This window comes from Streptomyces sp. NPDC021100 (genome assembly GCF_044333095.1).
Classification (GTDB): Bacteria; Actinomycetota; Actinomycetes; order Streptomycetales; family Streptomycetaceae; genus Streptomyces.
Genome location: NZ_JBIRQH010000025.1, coordinates 74,629 through 98,422 on the forward strand (window position 1 = coordinate 74,629; position 23,794 = coordinate 98,422).

The window sequence follows — 23,794 nt, forward strand, 5'->3', positions numbered from 1 at the left end:
CCATGCCTACGCCCTATGGATCCCACGGTGGCATGGCGTTCAGCGCCGACGAGCTGCGCGTGCTCCGCCGTGCCCTCGCCATCGCCCTCCAGCCCCGCACCGAGCACGCCGAGAAGCAGAGCTGCCTCCGGCTCGCGCAGGCCGTGGACGAAGCGGCCAGGGAAGGCGGCAGGCTGCGCGCCTTCCTCCGCGCGGACCTCGCCCGCTACCGCGCCGCCCTCCCCGGCACCGCGCCCGGCTACGTGGAACGGCTCCAGGACGCCCTGGCGGCCGGCCACCGCCCCGGGGCGGAGGACCTGGCCGCCCTGCGCGCCCTGTGCGCCGCCCCGGCCGGCGCCGCCGAGACGGGCCGCCGCCGGTCCCTCCTCCAGCGCTGCGAGCGGCTGACGGAGGCCGCCGTACGGACCCGGCTCGCCGACTGCACGGCCCCCGTCCCCCGCGGTACCGCCGCGAGCGCCCTCCTGGCCGCCCCCGCCGCGGTGCCGGCCGCCCGGCCGCGCCAGGGCGCGCACGACGCGCTGCCGCCGGCTTGGGGCCCGGAGGCCCCCAAGCCGGGCGCCAGGCCGGCCGCGAAACCCGGCCCGGTGCCGGGCCCCGCACCGGGTCCTGCGCCCGGTCCGGCGCCCGGTTCCGAGCGGCCGAAGACGCCGCCCGCGCCGGCGCCCAAGGCCCCGCGGCCCGGCGGCCGCCCCATCCCGACCCCCGGCGAGGTCTTCCCGCCGCGCCGCAAGCCGGTGCCGCCCGCCGAGGGAGCGGGCGGCCGGGGTGCCGGGTGCGGGACGGAGGTCCCCGGCGGGCCGCCGTTGGCGCGCGCGTAATCTGGACGGGGCGCCCGGCCGCGTCCGGGCCCTCCGGGCGCACGCGCCCCTCCAGACCCCTCCCACCCAGAAGGAGCCGACGGCCATGGACTATGTCGCCGCGCTCGTCCCGCCCGTGGTGATGGCGATCGCCTTCACCGCGCTGGTCGTGACGATCGTCAAGAGCCAGGGCGGTGCCAACAAGGCCAAGGAAGACGCCATCGTCGACGCCATGGCCCGCACCGAGGCCGCCGGCGGTTCTCCGGAGGCCAAGACCGCGGGAGCGTGAACCGCGCCGGAAACCCGACGGCGGACAAGGGCGTGCGGCCCGGGGTATTTCCCGGGCCGCACGCCCTTTTCGCGGCCCTCTTCCCCATCCTCTTCCCCCGCCCCTTCCCCATCCCCTTCGCACTCCTCTTCGCGGGCCGCGGCCCGATAAACCGGCATTCGAGACATCTCCCACTATTATTCGCGTGTGGTTCGACGCCTCGGTGATCTGGAAGACGCCGTCATGACGCGCGTGTGGGAGTGGAACCGGCCGGTCACTGTTCGAGAAGTCCTCGAAGACCTTCAGCGGGAACGGTCGATCGCCTACACCACCGTCATGACCGTAATGGACAACCTGTATCAGAAGGGCTGGCTGCGCCGGGAAGCCGAAGGCCGGGCCTATCGATATGAGGCGGTGTCCAACCGGGCCGCCTACTCGGCCGCACTGATGAACGAAGCCTGGTCTGTCAGTGACAACCCCGCGGCCGCTCTCGTCGCCTTCTTCGGCATGATGTCGGCCGAACAACGGGAAGCCCTCCGGGACGCGATCCGCGTCGTCCAACTCGGTCGGCCCGGCGAGGACGAGCCGTCGCCGGGGCGATAGCGTCCGCTTATGCCCGCAGCTTCCGAAGCAGCTTCCGGCCGGTCCGCCCCGGCTAAAGTCCTCACCGTCCGCAGGGCCCGGACCTCCGATGTGCCCGCCGTGCGCCGGCTCATCAACACCTACGCCCGCGACCGCATCCTCCTCGACAAAGCGACGGTGACCCTTTACGAGGACATCCAGGAGTTCTGGGTCGCCGAACGCGACGAAGACGGTACGGTCATCGGATGCGGCGCACTGCACGTGATGTGGGAAGACCTCGCCGAGGTCCGCACGCTGGCCGTCGACCCCGCGGTCAAGGGCGGCGGTGTCGGTCACGCGGTACTCGACAAGCTGCTGCAGACGGCGCGCTGGCTGGGGGTGCGGCGCATTTTCTGCCTCACCTTCGAAGTCGAGTTCTTCGCCAAGCACGGCTTCGTCGAGATCGGTGAGACCCCGGTGGACGGTGATGTCTACAGCGAGCTGCTGCGCTCCTATGACGAGGGTGTTGCCGAGTTCCTGGGTCTCGAACGGGTGAAGCCGAACACCCTTGGCAACAGCCGGATGCTTCTGCATCTGTGATCGCCGGTCCCTATGTCCGAATCGCGCCCCTATCGTGCCGTCCTGGAAGCCGTGGTTCCCGTGCGGAAGGACGACTGAACCTTCCCCGGGGGTTTGTGTTTTTCCGGGAAAGGCGGTTTGCTATTCCTCCGTAATCCCTTTTCTGCTGATGAAAGGAATCCCCCCGTGGCGCAGAAGGTTCAGGTCCTTCTTGTCGACGACCTCGACGGCGGCGAGGCGGACGAGACGGTGACGTTCGCTCTGGACGGCAAGACGTACGAGATCGACCTCACCACCGCCAACGCCGACAAGCTGCGCGGGCTGCTGGAGCCGTACGCCAAGAACGGCCGTCGTACCGGCGGTCGCTCGGCGGGCCGCAGCCGTGGTGGCCGCGCCGCCTCCGCAGGGGCGAGCCAGGACACCGCGAAGATCCGCGCGTGGGCCAAGGAGAACGGTTACAACGTCAACGACCGGGGCCGCGTCCCCGCCGAGATCCGTGAGGCGTACGAGAAGGCCAACGGCTGATCCCCCGTCGGCCCCCTGCGCGACCGTCCGGCGCGCAGCAGCCGGGCTCGGTGGCACTCCGTGGCCGCCGCGCTCACCAGCCGTACGTAATCGGGGGCGAGCCTGCCGCCCCCGAGGCCGGTCACCGGAAGTGTCGGCTCCACCTCGCGACCAGGCCGGGGAGGCCGCAACCACACGGCCTCCCGCGGATCGGAAGGCCCCCTTTCCCGGGGTCGCCCCTTTCCCGGGGTTTCCGGGATTTCCCGGCTTTCCCGGGGCGCGCGGCTTTCGCGGTCCATGCGGGCCTGCCGTTCCGGCCGGGCCGTCCCGGAAGTCCCGCTCGTAGGGGACCGGGGCAGCCGGACGCCCACGGGTGCCGGCGCGGGGATCCGGCCGCCGGAGCCCAGCGCCGTGAGGTCCAGGGCGATGCCGTCCCACTCCAGCCAGCGCAGCAGCTCCGGTAGCTCGTCCGCGCTGCCCACGGCGGTCAGGAACCACAGCGTTCCGGCCCGCCGGTCGAGCGCCACGGGTCCGGTGGGGCGCACCCGCGCCAGCACCGCGACGCCCGCGTCCGCGGGCAGGCCCAGCGCGTCGAAGCGCAGCCCGGTCGGCAGCCCGAGCGGTTCGCCGGGGGTGGTGGGCCAGCCGAGCTCGTGCTCGTACCAGCGCCGGCGACGGTCCGCCGGGAGGGTGCCGGCGCTGTCTTCGGCGACGTCCCCGGTGAGGTCTCCGGGGCGGGGTTTCGGCAGGGCGGGGGCCATGAACGGTGCAACTGAGCCGACCCCTTGAGGTTACGCACTGTCCGTAAGCGGGCACTCTCCGTACAAGAGGGGTGGGGCGCACAAGTGCTCCGGGTAGCGCGAGGGTGTTCGCCCGTAGCGGAGTGCGCCGGCCCGCGCCGCATGGAGCGTGCGCCCCTGGGGGTAGGGATCCCACCATGGGAAGAGGCGGTACCGCAGGGCTCGGGGCGCGTCCGCCGGGAAGATCCGGGGGTACGGCCGGTCCGGCCGGACCAGGGGTGCGTTCGCCATCGGCGTAGTGGCGGTGGGCGTATATGCCTGGCCTGCGGGAACATCGTCTCCCACCATCGGGTTGGAGGAGTTGTCGGCTGTTCGGCAGCAGGTTTCCCCGTCGACGCGGGGGTGATCCGGACGGATGTCGGCAGTTGGAATGAGCTGTCCCGTCCCGCGGGACTAGCATGCGGAAGGACAGGGAGGGGACCGACCCCTTACTGCCTGACCGCTCTGAGGAGCGATTAACGATGTTCGAGAGGTTCACCGACCGTGCGCGGCGGGTTGTCGTCCTGGCTCAGGAAGAAGCCCGGATGCTCAACCACAACTACATCGGCACCGAGCACATCCTCCTGGGCCTGATCCACGAGGGTGAGGGTGTCGCCGCTAAGGCCCTGGAGAGCCTCGGGATTTCGCTCGAGGCGGTCCGCCAGCAGGTGGAGGAGATCATCGGCCAGGGCCAGCAGGCCCCGTCCGGGCACATCCCCTTCACCCCCCGTGCCAAGAAGGTCCTGGAGCTGTCGCTCCGCGAGGCCCTCCAGCTCGGCCACAACTACATCGGTACGGAGCACATCCTGCTCGGCCTGATCCGCGAGGGCGAGGGTGTCGCCGCCCAGGTCCTCGTGAAGCTGGGCGCCGATCTGAACCGGGTGCGGCAGCAGGTCATCCAGCTGCTCTCCGGCTACCAGGGCAAGGAGGCCGCCACCGCCGGCGGCCCGGCCGAGGGCACCCCCTCGACCTCGCTCGTCCTGGACCAGTTCGGCCGCAACCTCACGCAGGCCGCCCGCGAATCCAAGCTCGACCCGGTCATCGGGCGCGAGAAGGAGATCGAGCGGGTCATGCAGGTGCTGTCCCGCCGTACCAAGAACAACCCCGTCCTCATCGGCGAGCCCGGCGTCGGCAAGACCGCCGTCGTCGAGGGACTGGCCCAGGCCATCGTCAAGGGCGAGGTGCCCGAGACCCTCAAGGACAAGCACCTCTACACCCTGGACCTCGGCGCCCTGGTGGCGGGCTCCCGCTACCGCGGTGACTTCGAGGAGCGCCTGAAGAAGGTCCTCAAGGAGATCCGCACCCGCGGCGACATCATCCTGTTCATCGACGAGCTGCACACGCTCGTCGGCGCGGGTGCCGCCGAGGGCGCGATCGACGCCGCCTCGATCCTCAAGCCGATGCTGGCCCGCGGCGAGCTCCAGACCATCGGTGCCACGACGCTCGACGAGTACCGCAAGCACCTGGAGAAGGACGCCGCGCTGGAGCGCCGCTTCCAGCCCATCCAGGTCGCCGAGCCGTCGCTGCCGCACACGATCGAGATCCTCAAGGGCCTCCGCGACCGGTACGAGGCGCACCACCGCGTCTCCATCACCGACGAGGCCCTGGTCCAGGCCGCCACCCTGGCCGACCGCTACATCTCCGACCGCTTCCTGCCGGACAAGGCGATCGACCTGATCGACGAGGCCGGTTCCCGGATGCGCATCCGCCGGATGACCGCGCCGCCGGACCTCCGCGAGTTCGACGAGAAGATCGCCGACGTGCGCCGGGAGAAGGAGTCCGCGATCGACTCGCAGGACTTCGAGAAGGCCGCTTCCCTCCGCGACAAGGAGAAGCAGCTGCTGGCCGCCAAGGCCAAGCGGGAGAAGGAGTGGAAGGCCGGCGACATGGACGTCGTCGCCGAGGTCGACGGCGAGCTCATCGCCGAGGTCCTGGCCACCGCCACCGGCATCCCGGTCTTCAAGCTGACCGAGGAGGAGTCCTCGCGTCTGCTCCGCATGGAGGACGAGCTCCACAAGCGCGTCATCGGCCAGAAGGACGCCATCAAGGCGCTCTCCCAGGCCATCCGGCGCACCCGTGCGGGTCTGAAGGACCCGAAGCGCCCGGGCGGATCGTTCATCTTCGCCGGCCCCTCGGGTGTCGGTAAGACCGAGCTGTCCAAGACGCTCGCCGAGTTCCTCTTCGGCGACGAGGACGCGCTGATCTCCCTCGACATGTCGGAGTTCAGCGAGAAGCACACGGTCTCGCGCCTCTTCGGCTCCCCGCCCGGATACGTGGGCTACGAAGAGGGCGGCCAGCTGACCGAGAAGGTGCGGCGCAAGCCGTTCTCCGTGGTCCTCTTCGACGAGGTCGAGAAGGCCCACCCGGACATCTTCAACTCGCTGCTGCAGATCCTGGAGGACGGTCGCCTGACCGACTCCCAGGGCCGGGTCGTGGACTTCAAGAACACGGTCATCATCATGACGACCAACCTCGGCACCCGGGACATCTCCAAGGGCTTCAACCTGGGCTTCGCCGCCCAGGGCGACGTCAAGACCGGCTACGAGCGGATGAAGGCCAAGGTCAACGAGGAGCTCAAGCAGCACTTCCGGCCCGAGTTCCTCAACCGTGTCGACGACACGGTGGTCTTCCACCAGCTGTCGCAGGAAGACATCATCCAGATCGTCGACCTGATGATCGCCAAGGTCGACGAGCGGCTGCGCGACCGCGACATGGGCATCGAGCTGAGCGGCGACGCGAAGCAGCTGCTCGCGAAGCGCGGTTACGACCCGATCCTGGGCGCCCGTCCGCTGCGCCGGACGATCCAGCGCGAGATCGAGGACATCCTCTCCGAGAAGATCCTCTTCGGTGAGCTGCGGCCCGGGCACATCGTGGTCGTCGGCACCGAGGGTGAGGGCGAGGAGAAGAAGTTCACCTTCCGCGGCGAGGAGAAGTCGGCTCTGCCGGACACCCCGCCGGTGGAGCAGGCGGCCGGCGGCGCTGGTCCTAACCTGTCGAAGGACGCGTGAGCGACGCTTCGGTAGCGCTTACCGAGTAGGGCTGTCGGCCCCGGGACCGCGGATGCGGGACCGGGGCCGATGGCTTTATGCGGCGGGTTGGCCGTTGATGGTCAGGCGGTCGCCGAAGTGGTGGGGGTCGAGGACGGTCGGCTGGCCCGTGGGGTTATCGACCTCGATTTCGAGGGCCGGTTCGCCCTGTAGGGCCGTTAGGTCGAGAGCCTGCTCGACGTCGTGCCGTCTGTCCATGATGTGGACCTTCCGCAGCCCTGGGAAGTAGCGACGCAGGTCGGGCGCCAGGACGGGTTTGATCACATCCAGGACGAGTCGTCGGATGCCGGGCAGGCAGTCTCTGTCGTCCAGCTCGCTGAGGGTTGTTTCCCACAATCCCAGTTCCGTCAGGTGCGGCCGTCCCCGCACATGCTGGAGTGCCCGTGACCCTGCGAGTTCCGCGTAGAGAAACAAACTCTTCAAGTTCGGCAATGGCGCAAGGCTGTCGAGCCGTAGTGCGTCGGACGAGACCACTGTCAGATGCTCTAGGCCGGGAGGCAGATCCGGGAACCGTCCGTCGCCTTCGGCAAGGGGGTCGAGCCACAGGGTGCGGAGGCCGGCGAGGCTGGGGAGGACGGTCAACGCGGTGAAGCGCAAACGGTGGTCGGTCACATCGAGCGCCGTCAGATTCAGCCCGGCCAGCGCTGACAGATCTTTCACCATGAGGCAGCGATGGATCGACAGCTCTTCGATTTCCGGATGGTCACGCAGCAGGCCGAGGTCGGCGAGTGCGTTGTTGCGGACGAGCGAGAGCTGTCGCATGGTGCAGCCACGCAGGGCCGTCCGGAGACTTTCCGCGTCGCAATCCCCGGAGATGAGCAGTCTGTCGATGTGACCGAGGCGCGGCAGCTGGACGAGCTGGGAACGGCGGAAGACGCGCACGCCCATGTCGTCCAATCGCATGCCCGCGAGGACCTGTTCCGCGAACTGCGGCGTGTCCAGGTAGGGCCACGACGCGACGATTTCCGCGCGGACCTCCCGGGCGTCGAGCCGGCCATAGCGCGCCAGGCGGGAAAGTCCGGCGTCGCCGAGCAGCCTCAGCACCTGCACATATCCGACGGCGTCCGCCGGGCGCAGACCCTCCGGCTCGGGAATCACGGCCAAGGCGTCCGGGCCCAGTGAGGCCAGGTGGAGGACCTCCTGTTCGGTGCATGGAGCGCCCATCGCCCTCAGCTTTTCCCACACCTCGTCGTGCCGGCTGTCCTCGAGTGCCCCCGCGCTCATCGCGCACTCCACGGCGAGGGCGCGGAGCGCGAACCGCGTCTCCCGTTCCCCGGTGGTGTCGCCGGCGGCCACGAGGCCCGAGATCACTGCTTCGGTCTCACGACGGTTGCAGTGTCCGATGACCAGCCGGATGACGTCCTGCCACTGTTCCTCTCCGGCGTGGTCGAGCAATTCCTTCAGGCAGTCGGAATCCTGGAACTCCTTGGCCGCGAGGAAGTCCTGGAACGTCCGGTGAATGAACTGGAGGGAATCCGGTGACCGTTCCTGGAGGAGGCCGCTGCGATTCAGCAAGTGGTCCATCAGGGCGTCGGCCGTGTACGTCCGGAGTTGCCGCAGGCTGCGCATCGCCAATTCGATCTGGCGGACGCCCTGTTTGCGGGTGAGTTCCGTCTGCCGGTTGCGGACCAGCCAGATGGCGATGTGCTGGAGGAGCTGCTGGGCGTCCTCGGCCTCCAGCTCGATGCCCTCGGGAGCACCGATGCCCCGGCGGACGTCGCGGTCGCCGAGAAGCATGGCGAGGGCCGAGCGGTAGAGGGCCCAGCGGGTGAAGGAGGCCGCTGCGGCGGCGGTGGAGGGCGCATATGACGGCGCAGAGGAGAGGGGTGCGGGCGAGGTCGCTGAGGGCCCTGTTGCGCTGGAACTCGGAGGCGAGGTTGCGTTCCAGCTCGTCCAGGCGGGTGCGTTCCTCGCCGTGCTTGCCCAGGCGCGCGGCGTTGTGCCAGGCCCTCACGAACTCCTGGATGTCCGCGTCGCTCATCGGCAGCATCCTGAGCTCCTGGAAGTCCTGCCAGTCCAGCCAGCCGTCCTCTACGGCGCGCGGGCGGACGGTGACCAGGCAGCGGGTCAGCGGGTAGCGGCGCAGGAACTCGTCGAGCCACTGGCGGGCGGGCCCGCGGGCCTCTCGGGGGAGTTCGTCCAGGCCGTCGACCAGGAGCAGGACCCGGCTGGCGTCGAGCATGCGGCCCGCCCAGCCGTCGGGCATGCCGTCCTCCTGGACGGCGATGCCGGGCAGCTGGGCCGGGGAGGGGCTGGTCATGCCGAGGGCGGCGAGGCGGCGCATGGGGACGACGAAGGGGACGAGTCCGTTCAGGGCGGCCAGCTTCTTCGGCAGGGTCTGGCAGGCCGCGTGCGAGGCGAGCCACCACACGAGCGTCGTCTTGCCCGCGCCGGCCTCGCCGCGGAGGATCGCGCGCGGGTGGAGGGCCAGCAGGTCCTCGACGCGGCCGGGCTCCTGCGGGGCCCGGGCACCCTCCCGGCCCGGGGCGGCCTCCGCCTGGAGGCTCAGGTACGCCGTGTCCAGGTCCCAGCGCCTTTCGTGTTCGCCCAGATCGTCGAGGCCGAACACTTCCAGCTGCCCGTAGCGGGCTTTGACCGCTTTCGCGTAGCGCGCTTCGTACGCGAAGTCGTCGACGCGGGGGTGGTGCAGCGGGATGGGGGCGGGGGCGTCCGGCCAGTGTTCGGCCAGGGCCGCGGCGAATCCCGGTTCGCCGAGGATGCGGAAGAGGGGGACGGACTCGATGGCGGAGTGCTGCCAGCCCTCGCGGTCCTCTGACACCACGCCCACGAGCAGCGGCCCGGCGTACACCGGGCCGCCGGAGAGGCCCGACCAGGGCGAGGTGCCCGGGCGGGACGGAGCCGGTGGGTGGTGGTCGGTGCGGAGGACGCACCGGCCGCGTATCCGGGCCGAGCCCGGCGTGAGCGTTCCCGGGACCTGGGCGATGTCCAGGTCGCCGAGCGCGGACCGTTCCACGTCCGGGAAGCCCAGGACCTGGCAGCCCGGCACCGGCTCCCGGGTGGAGAGGACGCCCCACCGCAGCGGCGGCAGCGCCTCCGCGGTCACCAGCGGGCGGTGGGTCCGGAGCAGTGCCGCGTCGCTGGCGTCTGGCGTGCCGTGCCAGAGAACGTCGCAGGGTGTCGGCGCGGTGTTGCCCAGGGCGACGGCTTCCACCGGGGTGCCGACGTCCAGGACGTGCGCGCTGGTCAGGACGAGGTCGGGCGTCAGCAGCACGCCGCTGCCCTGCCGTGCCCCCAGGACCGCGACGACGCGATCCTCCGGCGTCACTGCCCCGGCTCCACCGTCCCGAAGTTCGACACCCCGCCCGGTCGCTGGTTGCCGACCTTCCAGCCGGTGCCGGTGCGCATGTCCTTCGGGGTCAGGGTGAAGGTGACCTTGTGGGTGCGGGAGGAGCCCCGGGTGGCGTCGGTGCCCGCGTCGACGACCCAGGCGCGGACCTTGCCGGACCCCTTGAGCTCGCGGCGCATCTCGATGCCGAACTCCATGGTGATGTCGCCGACCTCGAAGCCCAGGTCCTTGCCCTCGCCGGTCGCCGCGGCGCTGGTCAGGCCGGTGCGGATGGCTTCGACGGCCTCTGCCAGTTCGATGCCGTCGAAAGGTGATGCGTCGGTCATGTCGTGGACCCCCGGGCGTCGCGGTGCGTAGGCGATTGCTGACCGGGAGCGTACCGGCGGCGGGGGGCCTTTGGTCCCGGAACGGGGGAGCCGGAGGTCCCGGCGCGGTGACAAGGCACACAGGGTATTTCCGGAGTACTACCCGCTTTAGCAGGAAAGGCGCCTTCGGAATTGCGGGAAGCGCACCCGGAATTCCGGGGGGCAAGGGTCTCGATTACTTGGCCCTGGCTACTAGCGGTGGTCGTAGAGAGGCCACTTGGAGCGGCTGGGAAGCGGCGGCTATCAAGGTAGGGCGATCCCGGTCCGCAGCCGGGATCGATTCCTGTCTTGGAGGTTTTTCTTTATGTCGAAGCGCAACGTCTTCCGTACCCGCCGCACCGCCACCACTCTGGCCGTCGGCCTGGGCGCGTCGCTGGCACTGGGTGCGGGCGTGGCGCTGGCCGCGGAGCCCGTCGCGCAGGGGTTCTCCGTGCTGTCCGCCGACTCCGCGACCGCCTTCGGCGAGTCGCTGAAGGCGCAGGCCGAGACGCAGAAGAAGGTCGCCGACAAGGAGCGCGCCGAGAAGGACGCCAAGGAGGCGAAGGCCAAGGACGACGAGCGCGCCGCCAAGGAGCGTGCGAACCGTTCGCAGGCCCGTGCCGCGCTGGATGCCTGGGTGAAGCCGGTGGACGAGTACGTCATCGGCCAGCCCTTCGGCAAGGACGGCAACATGTGGGCCAACAAGCACAGCGGCCAGGACCTGGTCGTGCCCAGCGGCACCGCCGTGAAGGCCGTGCACAAGGGTGTCGTCGTGAAGGCCGGCGCGAACGGTGGCGGTGACGGTGCCGCGTACGGCAACGCCATCGTGATCAAGCACGACGACAACACGTACTCCCAGTACGCGCACCTGTCGTCCGTCGCCGTCCAGGTCGGCCAGAGCGTGACCGCCGGCCAGCAGATCGGCCTGTCGGGCTCGACCGGCAACTCGTCCGGTCCGCACCTGCACTTCGAGATCCGTACGACCCCGAACTACGGCTCCTCGGTCGAGCCGCTCGGCTTCCTGAGCGGTCACGGCGAGAAGCTCTGACGCACGCCGGCCGATGAAAAGGGCGGGAATCCCACTTCGGGGTTCCCGCCCTTTCGCGTGTCAGGAGGCTGTCGTCACTCCGCCGTGTCAGGGCCTTGGCCGGGCCGCCGCCCGCCCGTGCCTCCGGCTCCCGCGGTACCGCCGGTGCGGGCTTCCGCGCCCCGGTCCAGGACCCGGTCGCGGCCGGGGACGGCGATCGGGACGCGCCGAGAGCCCTCGTCCCGCGCGGTCCGGCACCCGGATGAGCTCAGTCCGGGACCCGGATGATCGGGAACGTCCCCGTGCTCGTCGGCGACGACTCCGGCAGCCACAGCACCGCGATCGCCCCGCCGCCGCCCGCCGCCTCCGGGTCCGCGTTGCGGAAGGTGAGGCGGGCGCCCAGCACCCGGGCCTGGCCCGCCGCGATCGTCAGGCCGAGGCCGTGGCCCTTGCCGGCGCGGTCCTCGCTGCCGGTGCGGAAGCGGGAGGGGCCCTCCCGCAGCAGGTCCTCGGGGAAGCCCGGTCCGTGGTCGCGGACGCGCAGGACGCGGCCCTCCACGGTGACCTCGACGGGCCCCCGGCCGTGCTTGGCGGCGTTGGCGAGCAGGTTGCCGAGGATGCGCTCCAGCCGCCGGGGGTCGGTGTTCACGTAGGCGTGCCGGGTGACGGTGACCCGGGCCTCGGGCGAGAAGGCGCGCACCCGGCGCACCACGAACTCGCCGAGTTCGATCTCCTGCATCTCGGCCCGTTCGGCGAACCCGTCCAGCCGGGCCACCTCCAGGACGTCCTCGACGAGGGTCCGCATGGCCTGGGCGCGGTCCCTGACCAGCTCCGTGGGGCGGCCCGGGGGCAGCAGTTCGGCGGCCGTCAGCAGGCCGGTGACGGGGGTGCGCAGCTCGTGGGCGATGTCGGCGGTGACCCGCCGTTCCGCCTCCAGGCGGTCCTGGAGCGCCTGTGCCATGCCGTCGACGGCGCGGGCGAGGTCGTCCGTCTCGTCGCGCACCCGGCCGCCGATGGCCTCCCGCACCCGGACGTCGCGGTCGCCGTCGGCGAGCTTGCGGGCGGCGGCGGACGCCTTGCGCAGCCGGCGGGAGAGCTGGCCGCCGATGAGGATGCCGAGCGCGCAGCCGCCGAGGACCACCGAGACAGAGCCGATGATCAGGGCCCGGTCCATCTCGTCGAGGATCTTCAGCCGGTCCTGGAACGGCTGGTGCATGGAGAGGATCTTGCCGTTGGCCAGTGGGACCGACGCCCAGACCTGCGGGGCGGAGCCGCCGGTGTCCTGGACGAAGGTGGCGCGCTGCCCGAGGGCGGCGGCCTCCCGCAGCTGCTCGGGCAGCGCGGGGTCGTCCACCTTGGCGTGCAGCGTGGTCCGGCCCTGGCTGGTCCGGTAGTAGCGCTCGGCCAGCTGGATGCGCTGGTCCATCACATCGCGGCTGCTGTTGATCATGGAGGCGCGGGCGGCGTTGTGCACGACCAGGCTGAGCGCGATGGCGATCAGCGCGCCGACACCGGCGATGGCGAGGCTGACCTTCCAGCGCAGACCGCTGCGGAGGGTGAGGTTCACCATGGTGGGTGGGGCTCCTGGGGGACCGCGTCCCTGCGGAGGGGTGCGACCTGGTGGGGGCGGGTCACGAGAGTTCAGCCTCTGAGTTTGTAGCCGAAACCGCGGACCGTCTCGATGCGGTCCTGACCGATCTTGCCCCGCAGCCGCTGCACATGGACGTCCACCACGCGGGTGTCGCCGCCCCAGCCGTAGTCCCAGACGCGCTCCAGCAGCCGGTCGCGGGACAGCACGGTCCCGGGGGCCGACGAGAACTCCAGCAGCAGCCGCATCTCGGTCGGGGTCAGGGCGACGGGCGTGCCGCTCTTGCGGACCTCCATGCCCTCCGTGTCGACCTCCAGGTCGCCGAAGCGCAGCAGGCCGCCGCCCTCGATGCCGCCGTGCTCGTCCGCGCCCGCGGCCCCGGCCGCGCCGCTGGCGTGCCCGAAGCGGCGCAGCACGGCGCGTATCCGGGCGACCAGGACGGCGCCGTCGAAGGGCTTGGTCACGTAGTCGTCGGCGCCGGCCTCCAGGCCGAGGACGACGTCGATGCTGTCGGCGCGCGCCGACAGCATGATGACGGGGACGGTGGACTCGTCGCGGATGCGCCGGCAGAGGCTGACGCCGTCCAGGCCGGGGACCATCACGTCGAGCAGGGCGATGTCGGGTCGCCGTTCCCGGAACCGCTCCAGGCCCTGGAGCCCGTCGGGCACGGCGGTGACGACGAAGCCGTCCCGTTCGAGGGCGAGCTGCGTCGCTTCGCGGATCACATCGTCGTCCTCGACGAAGAGCACATGCGTATCGGCCACGCCGCTCCCAGCCCTCCTAGCCCGAATTCTCGCTCTTGCCCGTGCTGCCGCCGACCTTGCTGAAGTCGGTGTGCGTACGTCCCGTCTCCCGGAACCTGCCGTCCGACCAGTGGTACGTCACCTCGTCCTCGCCCGAGGGGTCGGCGACCGGGTCGCCCGAACCGTAGATCTGCGAGGTGATCAGCAGGTCACCGCGGTCGATGTCGGCGTAGACGGGCGACTGCTCGGACGAGAACACATTCTCGTACGAGTCGCCCTTGGCACGGTACACATACGAACCGACACCGATGGCGTCGCCGCAGGTCAGGATGTTCACGACGACGTCGTCCCGGGATCCGCCGGTCAGCTGCCCGTAGATGACGTCGACCGGGTACTGGTCCTTCACGCACGGCTTGAAGTTCTTCTTGACCGCGTCGCTGATCTTCGGATCGGATTTGATCAGGGCGGCGGCGTCGATCTTCCGCCGGGTGGGCGGCGCGGACGGCGTCGCGGTGCGCTTCTCCGCCTTCGCCGCCGACTGCGGCTGGGCGGGGCCCTCCTTGCGGACGCCCTCGCTGCTGGTGTTGCAGCCCACGAGCAGCAGCCCGGCGACCGCGGCGAACGCGGTGACCGTCCCGCCGGCGATCAGTGCGGGACGGGCGGGTCTCGTGGCCGGATCGGTCCGGCCGGCCTCCTCGCCGATCGCCTTTCTCAGGCCGCGCACCGTTCCTGCCCCCGCTCGTGACGATCGAGAGCGTGGAAGTCCAGGTCCCGGTTCTCCAGCTCCTGGCGCAGCCGCGCCAGCGCCCGGTGCAGGGTGCTCTTGACCGTGCCGGTCGACATGCCGAGCGCCTCCGCCGTCTCCTCGGTGCTCATCTGCTCCCAGTGTCGCAGGACGACGACGCTGCGCTGCTTGGGCGCCAGGACCCCGAGGACGTCCATCAGCAGCGCGCGGTCGGCGTGCTGCTCGGTCCCGTCCTCGACGCTCGCGTCGGGAAGCTGCTCGGTGGGCACCTCGTCGAGCTTACGGGCCCGCCACCACTCCGTACGAGTGTTGATCATGACACGGCGGAGGTAGGCGTCGGCCAGCGACTTGTCCGCTATGCCGTCCCAGCGGCCGTAGGTGCGGACCAGCGCGGTCTGGAGCAGGTCTTGAGCGTCGATGGGGTCCGGGACGAGCCGCCGCGCACTCCGCAGGAGAGCGTCCTGACGGTTGCGTACGTACTCCTCGAAGTCCAGAACCTTGCCGCTGCTGGCCATACTCGCAGCCTCCATTCCGCTTGCGTCCCCGTGCCTGCCGGTGCGCGCCGGATGGTCTTCCAGCACGAGAGAGGACGCTACGGAGGAGCTGTTGCGACGCGATGTGCAGCAGCACTGCGGCTGGTGCACAGCTGTCCATAGGTTGTGTAACAGGTGGGGGGTAAGGGCAGCTCTGTCCGATTCAAGAGGCGGCAGGGACGGGCTCCGCTACGTCAGCGGCAGCCGGTACGTCCCGTCCTCCAGCGGCTCCACGAGCCCGTCCGCCACCAGCCCGTCCAGCGCCCGGGCCCGCTGCACGGGCTCGTCCCAGACGGCGTCCAGCGCCTCCTGCGGCACCGGCGCCACCGCCTCCCGCAGCACCGCAAGCAGCTTGCCGCGGACCTGGCGGTCGGTGCCCGCGTAGGTCTGGCCGCGGCGCGGCGGCCCGTCGTGCTCGGGGGAGCCGGCGGCGCGCCAGGCGCAGCGGGCGGCGATCGGGCAGCGCCCGCAGACCGGCGTGCGGGCCGTGCACACCAGCGCGCCCAGTTCCATGGACGCCGCCGCCCAGCGGGCGGCCACCGCCTCCTCGCCGGGCAGCAGCTCCCTGGCCAGCCGGCGCTCGGCGGCGGTGGTGGCGTTCGGCGGGTACTGGACGCCGGTGACCGCCCGGGCGAGGACGCGGCGCACGTTGGTGTCCAGGACGGCGTGGCGCTGCCCGTACGCGAAGGACGCCACGGCGGCGGCCGTGTACTCGCCGACACCCGGCAGCGCCAGCAGCTCGGCGTGGTCGTCCGGCACCGCGCCGCCGTGCCGCTCGGTGATCGCCGTCGCAGCGGCGTGCAGCCGCAGTGCCCGGCGCGGGTAGCCGAGCCGGCCCCAGGCGCGCACGGCCTCCCCCGGCGGCTCCGCGGCCAGGTCGGCGGGGCGCGGCCAGCGGGCGAGCCACTCCTCGTACACCGGCAGGACGCGGCTGACGGGCGTCTGCTGGAGCATGAACTCGCTGACCATGACGCCCCAGGGGCCGGCCTCCGGGCGCCGCCAGGGGAGGTCCCGGGCGTGGGCCTCGAACCAGGCGATCACCGGGAGGTGCAGGGCGGTTCCGGAGCCCGAAGCGGAAGGGGGCGTCTGCTTCGGCAGGGCGGGAGTCGTAGTCATGGCGCTCCCGATCCTGGCACGGGCGCGCGCGGGGTGGGAAACGCCGACTTCAGGGGGTGCTTCGGAGGCTCGTGCGGGGGAAGAGACGGAACGGCGCGGGAGCGAGGGTCTCGTACGGGTGATCCCGGACGGCCGACGGCCCGGCGGCCCGCCCGTCCGCCGACCATGGAGCCGTGGAAGGCCGCCGTGAAGCTCCGCCCCTGGTCCGCTGCCGCGCGTGTGCGAACCCGCTGTGGTGGGACATGACGCCCGTCCCCGGCCTGGCGCCGGGCTGGTACTGCTCCGCCTGCAAACACCCGCCGGAGCGCTACCGCAACACGGCCGCCGCCGCTCCGCTCTGCCCCGAGGGGTGCCCGAGCGCGATCGTCGAGACGACGGCGAACGGGAGCCGCCGCTTCATCTGCCACCGGTCGTAACGCGATGTGACCGGACCCGGGTTGGTCCCTGACCGGCGAGAGGGCTCCTGCCCGGCGGGGGAATCCTGCCCGGCGGGGGAACGGGGCCATGACGGAGACTGGGGCCATGACGGAGACGCACACCGGTCCGGTCGCGGACCCGCCGCCCGAGATCCGCGCGGCCCTCGGCGCGCACACCACCCTCACCCTCGCCTACGGCGACGACGAGGGGCCGCAGGCGTGCGCGGTGCTCTACGCGGTGCGCAACCGGCCGCCGTACGAGCCCGGTTCGCCCGGGGAAAGCGGCGGAGATGAGCGGATCTCTCTTGTCTTCGTCACCTCCACCACCACCCGCCACGGCCGTGCCCTCGCATCCGGGAACGCCCGCGTCGCGTTCACCGCGCAGCGCGACGGCCAGGAGTGGACCGCCCTCACCGGCGTGCAGGGGCGCGGCACCTGCCGCCTCCTCGGGGGCGCGGAACGCGCGGCGGCCTGGGACGCGTACCGCGCCCGCTTCCCCTACGTGGAACGTTCGGAGCGGCTGCGGCAGGCGATGGACCGGACCGAACTCTGGGAGCTGCGCCCCGACTGGCTCCGACTCATCGACAACGGACGGGGGTTCGGGCACCGGACGGAATGGCGGCGGCAGGGCGCGCCCTGCTGAAGGGGCGTGAGATTTGCTGCGTGAAACGACAGAAAAGCGCATCCCGCCGGTCGGATGATGAGAAAAGTAGGCACTCATACGGCGGGTACGGGGTGGAGCCCGGCCGGATCTCTCGTAGAGTTTTCGCGTGGGATCACTGCGCAATCCGATCGGGCCGCTTCCCTCCTCCATCTACTGGCGCCGGAGGGGAGTTGCGCTTGCCGTGCTCGGCCTCCTGGCCCTCCTGGTGGTGTGGCTGCTCACGCTCGGCGGAGAGGACGGGTCGTCCGACGGCAAGAACGGCGCGTCCAAGGGCGGCGGCGACTCGGGCGGTGCCACCATCACCCCCGGCCCGACCCCGTCCGGGCCGCACTACAGCCAACGGCCGGGCGGCCGTGACGAGTCGAACGGTGCCGGCGGCACGGGCAGTGGCGGTGGCAGCGGTGGTTCCGGCCAGGACCAGGGCGGCAGCGTCGGCGGTCTCGGCACCGTCGGCGGCGGCAGCGGCGGCGGGGCCGGCGGTACGGGCGGTGGCTCGGGCGGCGGCGCCGGTTCCGCGGGCGGTGCCGGTGGTTCCGGTGGTACGGGCGGTGGCTCCGGTGCGGGGCCGGCCGCGGGTGTGCTGGGGGCCGGTGACGCCAAGGTGCTGGCCAAGAACGCTTCGGTGCCTGACTGCACGTCAGGTTCGTTCCGGGTGACGGTACGCAGCGTCAAGGGCTCCTACGGGCCGGGCGAGCGGCCGAAGTTCGAGATCGTGCTCAAGAACACGGGCAGCGGCGCCTGCAAGGTCGACATCGGCTCGCCGACCGCCGTCCTCAAGATCACCGACCCGGCCGGGACACAGCACGTCTGGGCGTCCGACGACTGCCCGCGCGGCCGGGGCGAGGTGCTGGTGGAGGTGCCCGGCTCGGGCGAGACCAAGCGCACCCTGGAGTGGGACCGCAAGCGCAGCGCCCCGCAGTGCGCCGCCCCGCCGGCCGGCGCGGTGGCCGTGGCGGGCACCTACCGGGTCGAGGTCAAGGTCGGAGGCGTCGTCGACCGCGGGCAGTTCGTCCTGGACAAGGGCTGAGCGCCGTCCCGGACAAGGAGCCGAGCGCCGGACGGCGAGCTTCGTACGGTTGAAGGGGGCCCCGGCCGGGGCCCCCTTCAACCGTTACGCGCCGGGCCGGTCCCGCTACACGTACCGCTCGAGGATCGACGACTCCGCCAGGCGGGACAGGCCCTCGCGGACCGAGCGGGCGCGGGCCTCGCCGACGCCCTCCACGGCCTGGAGGTCGTCCACGCTCGCGGCCAGCAGCTTCTGCAGCCCGCCGAAGTGCTCGACCAGCCGCTCGATGATCGCGCCGGGCAGCCGCGGCACCTTCGCCAGCAGGCGGTAGCCGCGCGGCGAGACGGCCGAGTCCAGCGTCTCCGGCGAGCCGCTGTAGCCCAGGGCCCGCGCCACGATGGGCAGTTCGAGGAGCTCGGTGTGGGTGAGCGAGTCGAGCTCGGCGAGCGCCTCGGGGACCGTCCGGGTGCGCTTGGCGGTCGGCTCGGGGACGTAGTCCCGGACCACCAGGTCGCGCTCCGGCTCCACGCCCGCGATCAACTCGTCGAGCTGGAGGGAGAGCAGGCGCCCGTCGGTGCCCAGTTCGACGACGTACTCGGCGATCTCCGTGGCGATGCGCCGCACCATCTCCAGGCGCTGCGAGACCGCCGTGACGTCCCGGACCGTGACCAGGTCCTCGATCTCCAGGGCGGAGAGCGTGCCGGCCACCTCGTCCAGGCGGAGCTTGTACCGCTCCAGGGTGGCCAGCGCCTGGTTGGCGCGGGACAGGATCGCGCCGGACTCCTCCAGCACGCGCCGCTCCCCGTCCACGTACAGCGCGATCAGCCGCATCGACTGGCTCACGGAGACGACGGGGAAGCCGCACTGGATGGAGACCCGCTGCGCCGTGCGGTGCCGGGTGCCGGTCTCCTCCGTCGGGATCGACGCGTCAGGGACGAGCTGCACACCCGCCCGGACGATCTTGGTGATGTCCTTGTCGAGGATCAGCGCCCCGTCGAGCTTGCACAGCTCGCGGAGCCTGGTCGCGGTGAACTCCACGTCGAGGACGAAACCGCCGGTGCACATCGAGTCGACGGTCTTGTCCATGCCGAGGACGATGAGCCCGCCCGTATTGCCGCGAAGAACGCGCTCAAGGCCGTCGCGCAGGGCCGTGCCGGGCGCGACGGCGCTCAGCGAGGCGCGCATCAGCCCGTCGGCATGGGAGCCACCGGAGCCGCCCCCGGCCCTGCCGGGGCCCGATGCCCGGTCGTTGGCTGCCACTGCACTCCTCCGGTCGCATGGTCAACGGTGGCCGCGGGCCGCCCCCGCGCCCCCGTTTCCGGTCGCGTGCTGGGGGAGGGCGGGACCAGGGGAAAGTCTACTGGCGTCGAGCCGATTGAAGAGGGGCGTCCTCCGGCCGGGCCCGCGACGCGGCCTTCCCGCCGCCGCCACCCCTGCCGTCACCCCTGCCGTCACCCCTGCCTTCGTCCCCGCCGTCGGCTCCGCCGGACCGGCGCCGGCCGCAGGGGAGTACCCGCAGCGCATCGCCTATGTCGGCGACCTCCAGCACCCGCATCCCGGCGGGCACCTTGCCCGGATCGGACGGCACCAGGGCGTGCGTGAAACCGAGCCGGTGCGCCTCCGCCAGCCGGCGCTGGACGCCCGTGACCCGTCTGACCTCGCCCGCGAGCCCCACCTCGCCGATGGCCACCAGGTTCTTCGGCAGCGGGGTGTCGCTCGCGGCGCTGGCCAGGGCCAGGGCGACGGCCAGGTCGGCGGCCGGCTCGGACAGCCTCACACCGCCGACGGTCGCGCTGTAGATGTCCCGCTTGCCCAGGGCGCTGATGCGGCCCCGCTGTTCGAGCACCGCCAGCATCATCGAGACCCGGGACGTCTCCAGGCCCGAGGTGGTGCGGCGGGGCGACGGGATCTGGGAGTCCACGGTGAGCGCCTGCACCTCGGCCACGAGCGGGCGGCGGCCCTCCAGGGTGACCGTCAGACACGTGCCCGGCACCGGCTCCGCCCGGCGGGTGAGGAACAGGCCGCTGGGGTCGGCCAGGCCGGTGATGCCCTCGTCGTGCAGCTCGAAGCAGCCGACCTCGTCCGTCGCCCCGTAGCGGTTCTTCACGCCCCGGACCAGGCGCAGCCGGGCGTGCCGGTCGCCCTCGAAGTGCAGGACGACGTCCACCAGGTGCTCCAGCAGCCGGGGGCCGGCGATCGCGCCGTCCTTCGTCACATGGCCGACGAGGAGCGTTGACATCCCGCGCTCCTTCGAGGCGCGGATGAGGGCGCCGGCCACCTCGCGCACCTGGGCCATGCCGCCGGGGGCGCCGTCGATCTCCGGGGAGGCGACCGTCTGCACCGAGTCCAGGATCAGCAGCGAGGGCTTGACCGAGTCGAGGTGGGCGAGGACGGCCGACAGGTCCGTCTCGGCCGCCAGGTACAGGTGCTCCGAGAGCGCGCCGATGCGGTCCGCCCGCAGCCGCACCTGGCTCGCCGACTCCTCGCCCGTCACGTACAGCGTCCGGTGCGCGTCGGACGCCGACTTCGCCGCGACGTCCAGCAGCAGCGTCGACTTGCCTACCCCCGGCTCGCCCGCCAGCAGCACCACCGCCCCCGGCACCAGGCCGCCGCCCAGCACCCGGTCGAGCTCCGGGACGCCCGTGCCGCGGGCGGTGGCCTGCCGGCCGTCCACCTGCCCGATGGGCACCGCGGCGGACGTGACCCGCCCGGGCGCGGTCGTCCGCACGGCGGGCGCGCCGTATTCCTCGACCGTCCCCCACGCCTGGCACTCCGGACAGCGGCCGAGCCACTTCGCGGTGGTCCAGCCGCACTCGGTGCAGCGGTAGGAGGGCCGGTCCTTGGCGGACGAACGAGAGGTACGGGCAGCAGCCATGCGAGTCACCGTAGCGGCAACCACTGACAACGCTCGGCCGCTCTGCGGTTCGGCGAGGGGCGCGGGGGCGCGGGGTGTGTTCCGCGGCCTGCGGGTGGGGGCGGGCCGTCCTGCGGGCCTTGGCCGGGGGCGGGTGGGGCGTCTTGTCGGCCTTGGCCGGGGTGGGCGGGCCGCTCCGCTGCGCTTGGACCGGGTGGGCGGGGCGCTTTCGTCGTCCTTTGCCGTAGGCGGATGCGCCGTGCCGCTGCCCGTCGGTGGGCGTGAGCGGGTCGTCACGATGGCCATCGGCGTGGGGACGGTCCGGGTTCGCCGCTCGCGCCCGGCGGTGGGGCGGACGGAGCTGCTCATGCTTCCCCTCGCCGGCTTCGGGCGTCCCGCTGCCGTCGCCGGGGCGGATGGGCCCGCCGGGGGCGGACGGGGTGTCTCACCCCCGGCTCGGAAGTGTGCGGACCGGCCGTCCTGCTCATCCGCAGCCGGGGGCCGGGGCGTCCGCCCTCCGGCGCCACACCCCGGGGCCGGGGCGCGGCGGAGTCCGGCGCGCCATCCGTGCACGTCCCGTGCCGTCCGGGGCTGCCACGGCGGCGCCCTGATACGCAGCGCCGCCCTGAGAGGCCGCGGCACGTGCTGGTCGCTTCCCGGCGTCCGGTCGCTTCCCGGCGTCCGGCCGCTTCCCGGCGTCGGTCGCCTCCCGGCGTCGGTCGCCTCCCGGCGTCCGGGCGTCCGAAGCGTCCGGCCGTCCGTCCGAGCCGGCTCCCGTCGTACGCGCCCGGCGTGCCCCGCCGCCCCCGCGCACCTGTCCCGCCCCGGCGTGCCCCGGCGCGCTCCGCGCCGTCGAGTCGCCCGGAACGTACTGATACAGCGGCCCTTCTCGGGATGAGCTCCCCCGTACGGGGTAAACCCTGCCGAGCACCGCGAAGCGCCCATCCGGGTCCCCCTACGGTCGCCGGAATGATGACGAGCAGGTACGAGCAGCCCCCGCACGCCCCCGGCGGGTCCCGGCCGCCCCACGGCGCGGCGGCCTCACCGCGGCCCTCGGTCGTCACTTCCGACCCCGACGACCCGCCGCCCCCTGTGGTGCCCCACCTCCACCTCTCCCGTGTGGCCCCCTACCTCAACGGCCTCTACACGTACTGCCTGTTCCTCCTCCGTGAGCCCGACGCGGCGACCTGTGCGCTCGCCGAGGCCCTGGCCCTGGCCGAACGCCGGGCCGACCGTGCCCCCTACGGCCCGGCCAGACCCTGGCTGTACGCCCTGGCCCGCTGGGCCTGCCGGCGGCGCCTCGCCGCCGGCCCAGCGGCGCCCCGGTGGGCTCCCGGGGCCGATCCGCTGGCCTGGCCGGAGGCGGCCGGGACCGACGCGGTGCAGCGCGAGGCGCTGGAGTTGTCCGTACGGCACGGTCTGCCGTCCGACGCCGTCGCCACCGTGCTGCGGCTCGAACCGGAGATGGCACGTGCCCTGCTCGCCGGCGCCGCCTGCGAGGTCGAACGCACCCGCACCGCGCTCGCCGTCGTCGCCGCCGGCCGCTGCCAGGCCGTCGCCCGCTTCGCCGCCGGCGGGGGCCCCGGGGTCCCGCTCGCCCCGGCCGCCCGCCGGGAACTGGTCCGGCACGTGGACGAGTGCCCCGGCTGCCGGCGTACGGCGGAGCGGGTGACCGCGGGCGCCCCCTGGCCGGGCACCACCGCGTCACGCGCGGAACTCCCCCTGTTCGAAGCCCCTCTCGGCGCTCTCCAGGCCGCCTTGCGGCACGCCCGCGCCACCCGCCCCGGCAGCCCGCGCTACGACCGCGAGGGCTTCCCGCTGCCGCCCGCGGACCGGTCGGGCCGGCGCACCAGGCTGCGCCACCGCGCGGTCACCACCACCGTCGTGGCGACGGTCGCCGCCGCGCCCGCCCTGGCGCTGTGGGCCGCCTATAGGGAGACGCCGTCGGGCGACCGGCACGGCGCGGAATCGGGAGAGGGCGCCGTCACGGCCGGCGAGGCGCCCGCCGACGATTCCGAGCGCCCCTCCCGCGCGCCCGTTCCCGATCCGGACGACGAGGAGCGGGCGGCGGATCGCGCCGCGTCCCGTGAAGCCGGTGATCCCGGCGACACGGATGCCACGGATGCCCCCGGACCCGTCGGCGGCATCGACGGCATCGGCAGTGGCGCCGGTATCCCGCGCGGCTCCGGCAGCCCCGGTGCCGCCGGGCCCTCAGAAGACTTCGCGCAGCCCGCGGCCTTCGCCGCCTCAGGCGCCACGGACGCGACCGTCTTCACCGCCAGGACCGACACCGCCGACGCGACCGCCTCCGTCACACCTCCGCCCGCCGCACGCATCGTCGCGCCCGAGGCCCCGGCCGCCTCGACCGCCACTCCCACGGCGCCGCGGCGCGCCGCCGCCCGTCCCGCACCGTCCGCCCGGCCCGCCTCACCCGGTCCGTCCGGCCCGTCCGGTCCGTGGCCCGGCTTCGGGCGGCTGACCGTGGCTGCCCAGCCGAGCGGTCAGGACACGCTCGTCACGGTCACGGCCGTCGGCGGAGAGGTGCACTGGGCGGCCACGCCCGGCGCGGCCTGGCTGCGCCTCGGCCGGACGGGCGGTGTGCTCCTGCCCGGCCGCTCCCTGACCTTCACGGTCGCCACCGACCCCGACCGGGAACCGGCCGACCCCTGGCGGACCCAGGTCCGCCTGGCCCCGGGCCCCGCCACGGTGCCGGTCGACGGCCCGGGACGGCTCCGACGGACCGAGGCCATCTGAGGCGACGCGGAGGACGGGGTCCGTCGGGGGCGGCAAGTGCCGCCCCCGACGGACCCGTGGTCCTGGGCGGACCCGTGGTCCTGGGCGGACCCGTGGTCCTGGGCGGACCCGTGGTCCTGGGCGGACCCGTGGTCCTGGGCGGACCCGTGGTCCTGGGCGGAC

General features: G+C 72.6%; 22 protein-coding genes. 11 read left to right on the forward strand and 11 right to left on the reverse strand.

What is annotated here, in order from left to right; all coding sequences use genetic code 11:
- Positions 1-2: 2 nt before the first annotated feature.
- From ACH4PU_RS31745 to ACH4PU_RS31765, 5 genes are all read left to right on the forward strand, one after another.
- Entirely contained in the window at positions 3-818 is an 816-nt protein-coding gene (locus ACH4PU_RS31745) for a hypothetical protein (protein ID WP_398279853.1), read from the forward strand.
- 85 nt (positions 819-903) lie between these two features.
- Positions 904-1,086, forward strand: a complete 183-nt coding sequence (locus tag ACH4PU_RS31750; protein ID WP_398279856.1) for a hypothetical protein — start codon at positions 904-906, stop codon at positions 1,084-1,086.
- Between the two features lie 186 nt (positions 1,087-1,272).
- Positions 1,273-1,668 (forward strand): BlaI/MecI/CopY family transcriptional regulator, encoded by a 396-nt coding sequence (locus ACH4PU_RS31755; protein WP_398279859.1) that lies wholly within the window; start codon positions 1,273-1,275, stop codon positions 1,666-1,668.
- 9 nt (positions 1,669-1,677) lie between these two features.
- Positions 1,678-2,226, forward strand: coding sequence for an amino-acid N-acetyltransferase (locus ACH4PU_RS31760; RefSeq protein ID WP_185942251.1), 549 nt, complete (start codon positions 1,678-1,680; stop codon positions 2,224-2,226).
- A 165-nt stretch (positions 2,227-2,391) separates the two neighbouring features.
- Complete coding sequence (locus tag ACH4PU_RS31765; RefSeq protein ID WP_004949517.1) at positions 2,392-2,730, forward strand: Lsr2 family protein; 339 nt, start codon at positions 2,392-2,394, stop codon at positions 2,728-2,730.
- On the opposite strand, the gene ACH4PU_RS31770 is transcribed toward ACH4PU_RS31765, so the two are convergent.
- A complete protein-coding gene (locus tag ACH4PU_RS31770; protein ID WP_398279863.1) occupies positions 2,661-3,470 on the reverse strand; it encodes an SCO3374 family protein in 810 nt (269 codons plus the stop codon). The two genes, ACH4PU_RS31765 and ACH4PU_RS31770, sit on opposite strands and share 70 nt — an antisense overlap.
- 500 nt (positions 3,471-3,970) lie before the next feature.
- Here ACH4PU_RS31770 and ACH4PU_RS31775 point away from each other — a divergent pair, with 500 nt between their 5' ends.
- Entirely contained in the window at positions 3,971-6,496 is a 2,526-nt protein-coding gene (locus tag ACH4PU_RS31775) for an ATP-dependent Clp protease ATP-binding subunit (RefSeq protein ID WP_004949520.1), read from the forward strand.
- 75 nt (positions 6,497-6,571) lie between these two features.
- On the opposite strand, the gene ACH4PU_RS31780 is transcribed toward ACH4PU_RS31775, so the two are convergent.
- The 3 genes from ACH4PU_RS31780 to ACH4PU_RS31790 are packed head-to-tail and all read right to left on the reverse strand — an operon-like array spanning position 6,572 to position 10,168.
- A complete protein-coding gene (locus tag ACH4PU_RS31780; RefSeq protein WP_398279868.1) occupies positions 6,572-7,930 on the reverse strand; it encodes a hypothetical protein in 1,359 nt (452 codons plus the stop codon).
- On the reverse strand, positions 7,857-9,821 hold the full coding sequence (locus ACH4PU_RS31785) for an NACHT domain-containing protein (RefSeq protein ID WP_398279870.1): 1,965 nt from the start codon (positions 9,819-9,821) through the stop codon (positions 7,857-7,859). Before ACH4PU_RS31785 ends, ACH4PU_RS31780 begins: the two co-directional genes overlap by 74 nt.
- Positions 9,818-10,168 (reverse strand): trypco2 family protein, encoded by a 351-nt coding sequence (locus tag ACH4PU_RS31790; protein ID WP_185942249.1) that lies wholly within the window; start codon positions 10,166-10,168, stop codon positions 9,818-9,820. Before ACH4PU_RS31790 ends, ACH4PU_RS31785 begins: the two co-directional genes overlap by 4 nt.
- Before the next feature lie 343 nt (positions 10,169-10,511).
- On the opposite strand from ACH4PU_RS31790, the gene ACH4PU_RS31795 reads away from it, so the two are divergent.
- Entirely contained in the window at positions 10,512-11,234 is a 723-nt protein-coding gene (locus ACH4PU_RS31795; RefSeq protein ID WP_398279873.1) for a M23 family metallopeptidase, read from the forward strand.
- A gap of 247 nt (positions 11,235-11,481) precedes the next feature.
- Here ACH4PU_RS31795 and cseC read toward each other — a convergent pair whose 3' ends face one another.
- The 5 genes from cseC to ACH4PU_RS31820 form a co-directional block, all read right to left on the reverse strand.
- Entirely contained in the window at positions 11,482-12,783 is a 1,302-nt protein-coding gene (gene cseC, locus ACH4PU_RS31800) for a two-component system sensor histidine kinase CseC (protein WP_398279876.1), read from the reverse strand.
- A 71-nt stretch (positions 12,784-12,854) separates the two neighbouring features.
- Positions 12,855-13,565, reverse strand: a complete 711-nt coding sequence (gene cseB / locus ACH4PU_RS31805) for a two-component system response regulator CseB (RefSeq protein WP_398279879.1) — start codon at positions 13,563-13,565, stop codon at positions 12,855-12,857.
- 16 nt (positions 13,566-13,581) lie between these two features.
- The gene (locus ACH4PU_RS31810) at positions 13,582-14,268 is read right to left on the reverse strand and encodes a hypothetical protein (protein WP_398279882.1); all 687 of its coding nucleotides are present in this window, start codon (positions 14,266-14,268) and stop codon (positions 13,582-13,584) included.
- Positions 14,256-14,804, reverse strand: a complete 549-nt coding sequence (locus ACH4PU_RS31815; RefSeq protein ID WP_004949546.1) for a SigE family RNA polymerase sigma factor — start codon at positions 14,802-14,804, stop codon at positions 14,256-14,258. Before ACH4PU_RS31815 ends, ACH4PU_RS31810 begins: the two co-directional genes overlap by 13 nt.
- A gap of 207 nt (positions 14,805-15,011) precedes the next feature.
- Positions 15,012-15,938: an A/G-specific adenine glycosylase gene (locus tag ACH4PU_RS31820; protein ID WP_398279885.1), complete on the reverse strand. Its 927-nt coding sequence runs from the start codon at positions 15,936-15,938 to the stop codon at positions 15,012-15,014.
- A 173-nt stretch (positions 15,939-16,111) separates the two neighbouring features.
- On the opposite strand from ACH4PU_RS31820, the gene ACH4PU_RS31825 reads away from it, so the two are divergent.
- The 3 genes from ACH4PU_RS31825 (at position 16,112) to ACH4PU_RS31835 (ending at position 18,045) form a co-directional block, all read left to right on the forward strand.
- Positions 16,112-16,354: a hypothetical protein gene (locus ACH4PU_RS31825; protein WP_223771148.1), complete on the forward strand. Its 243-nt coding sequence runs from the start codon at positions 16,112-16,114 to the stop codon at positions 16,352-16,354.
- A 106-nt stretch (positions 16,355-16,460) separates the two neighbouring features.
- Positions 16,461-16,997, forward strand: coding sequence for a pyridoxamine 5'-phosphate oxidase (locus ACH4PU_RS31830; protein WP_398279888.1), 537 nt, complete (start codon positions 16,461-16,463; stop codon positions 16,995-16,997).
- 127 nt (positions 16,998-17,124) lie between these two features.
- Positions 17,125-18,045, forward strand: a complete 921-nt coding sequence (locus ACH4PU_RS31835) for a hypothetical protein (protein WP_398279891.1) — start codon at positions 17,125-17,127, stop codon at positions 18,043-18,045.
- A gap of 105 nt (positions 18,046-18,150) precedes the next feature.
- On the opposite strand, the gene disA is transcribed toward ACH4PU_RS31835, so the two are convergent.
- Positions 18,151-19,284: a DNA integrity scanning diadenylate cyclase DisA gene (gene disA, locus ACH4PU_RS31840; protein WP_398279894.1), complete on the reverse strand. Its 1,134-nt coding sequence runs from the start codon at positions 19,282-19,284 to the stop codon at positions 18,151-18,153.
- A 97-nt stretch (positions 19,285-19,381) separates the two neighbouring features.
- A complete protein-coding gene (radA, locus tag ACH4PU_RS31845) occupies positions 19,382-20,899 on the reverse strand; it encodes a DNA repair protein RadA (RefSeq protein WP_398279897.1) in 1,518 nt (505 codons plus the stop codon).
- A gap of 948 nt (positions 20,900-21,847) precedes the next feature.
- On the opposite strand from radA, the gene ACH4PU_RS31850 reads away from it, so the two are divergent.
- Positions 21,848-23,632: a sigma-70 family RNA polymerase sigma factor gene (locus ACH4PU_RS31850; protein ID WP_398279900.1), complete on the forward strand. Its 1,785-nt coding sequence runs from the start codon at positions 21,848-21,850 to the stop codon at positions 23,630-23,632.
- Positions 23,633-23,794 lie beyond the last annotated feature (162 nt).

What these genes read in the sequence shown, in the direction of transcription:
- cseC (WP_398279876.1), bottom strand. Translation starts at nt 12,783, where the DNA reads ATGGTGAACCTCACCCTCCGCAGCGGTCTGCGCTGGAAGGTCAGCCTC.
- ACH4PU_RS31770 (WP_398279863.1), bottom strand. Translation starts at nt 3,470, where the DNA reads ATGGCCCCCGCCCTGCCGAAACCCCGCCCCGGAGACCTCACCGGGGAC.
- radA (WP_398279897.1), bottom strand. Translation starts at nt 20,899, where the DNA reads ATGGCTGCTGCCCGTACCTCTCGTTCGTCCGCCAAGGACCGGCCCTCC.
- ACH4PU_RS31795 (WP_398279873.1), top strand. Translation starts at nt 10,512, where the DNA reads ATGTCGAAGCGCAACGTCTTCCGTACCCGCCGCACCGCCACCACTCTG.
- ACH4PU_RS31775 (WP_004949520.1), top strand. Translation starts at nt 3,971, where the DNA reads ATGTTCGAGAGGTTCACCGACCGTGCGCGGCGGGTTGTCGTCCTGGCT.
- ACH4PU_RS31760 (WP_185942251.1), top strand. Translation starts at nt 1,678, where the DNA reads ATGCCCGCAGCTTCCGAAGCAGCTTCCGGCCGGTCCGCCCCGGCTAAA.
- ACH4PU_RS31815 (WP_004949546.1), bottom strand. Translation starts at nt 14,804, where the DNA reads ATGGCCAGCAGCGGCAAGGTTCTGGACTTCGAGGAGTACGTACGCAAC.
- ACH4PU_RS31790 (WP_185942249.1), bottom strand. Translation starts at nt 10,168, where the DNA reads ATGACCGACGCATCACCTTTCGACGGCATCGAACTGGCAGAGGCCGTC.
- ACH4PU_RS31820 (WP_398279885.1), bottom strand. Translation starts at nt 15,938, where the DNA reads ATGACTACGACTCCCGCCCTGCCGAAGCAGACGCCCCCTTCCGCTTCG.
- ACH4PU_RS31745 (WP_398279853.1), top strand. Translation starts at nt 3, where the DNA reads ATGCCTACGCCCTATGGATCCCACGGTGGCATGGCGTTCAGCGCCGAC.
- ACH4PU_RS31750 (WP_398279856.1), top strand. Translation starts at nt 904, where the DNA reads ATGGACTATGTCGCCGCGCTCGTCCCGCCCGTGGTGATGGCGATCGCC.
- ACH4PU_RS31850 (WP_398279900.1), top strand. Translation starts at nt 21,848, where the DNA reads ATGATGACGAGCAGGTACGAGCAGCCCCCGCACGCCCCCGGCGGGTCC.
- ACH4PU_RS31830 (WP_398279888.1), top strand. Translation starts at nt 16,461, where the DNA reads ATGACGGAGACGCACACCGGTCCGGTCGCGGACCCGCCGCCCGAGATC.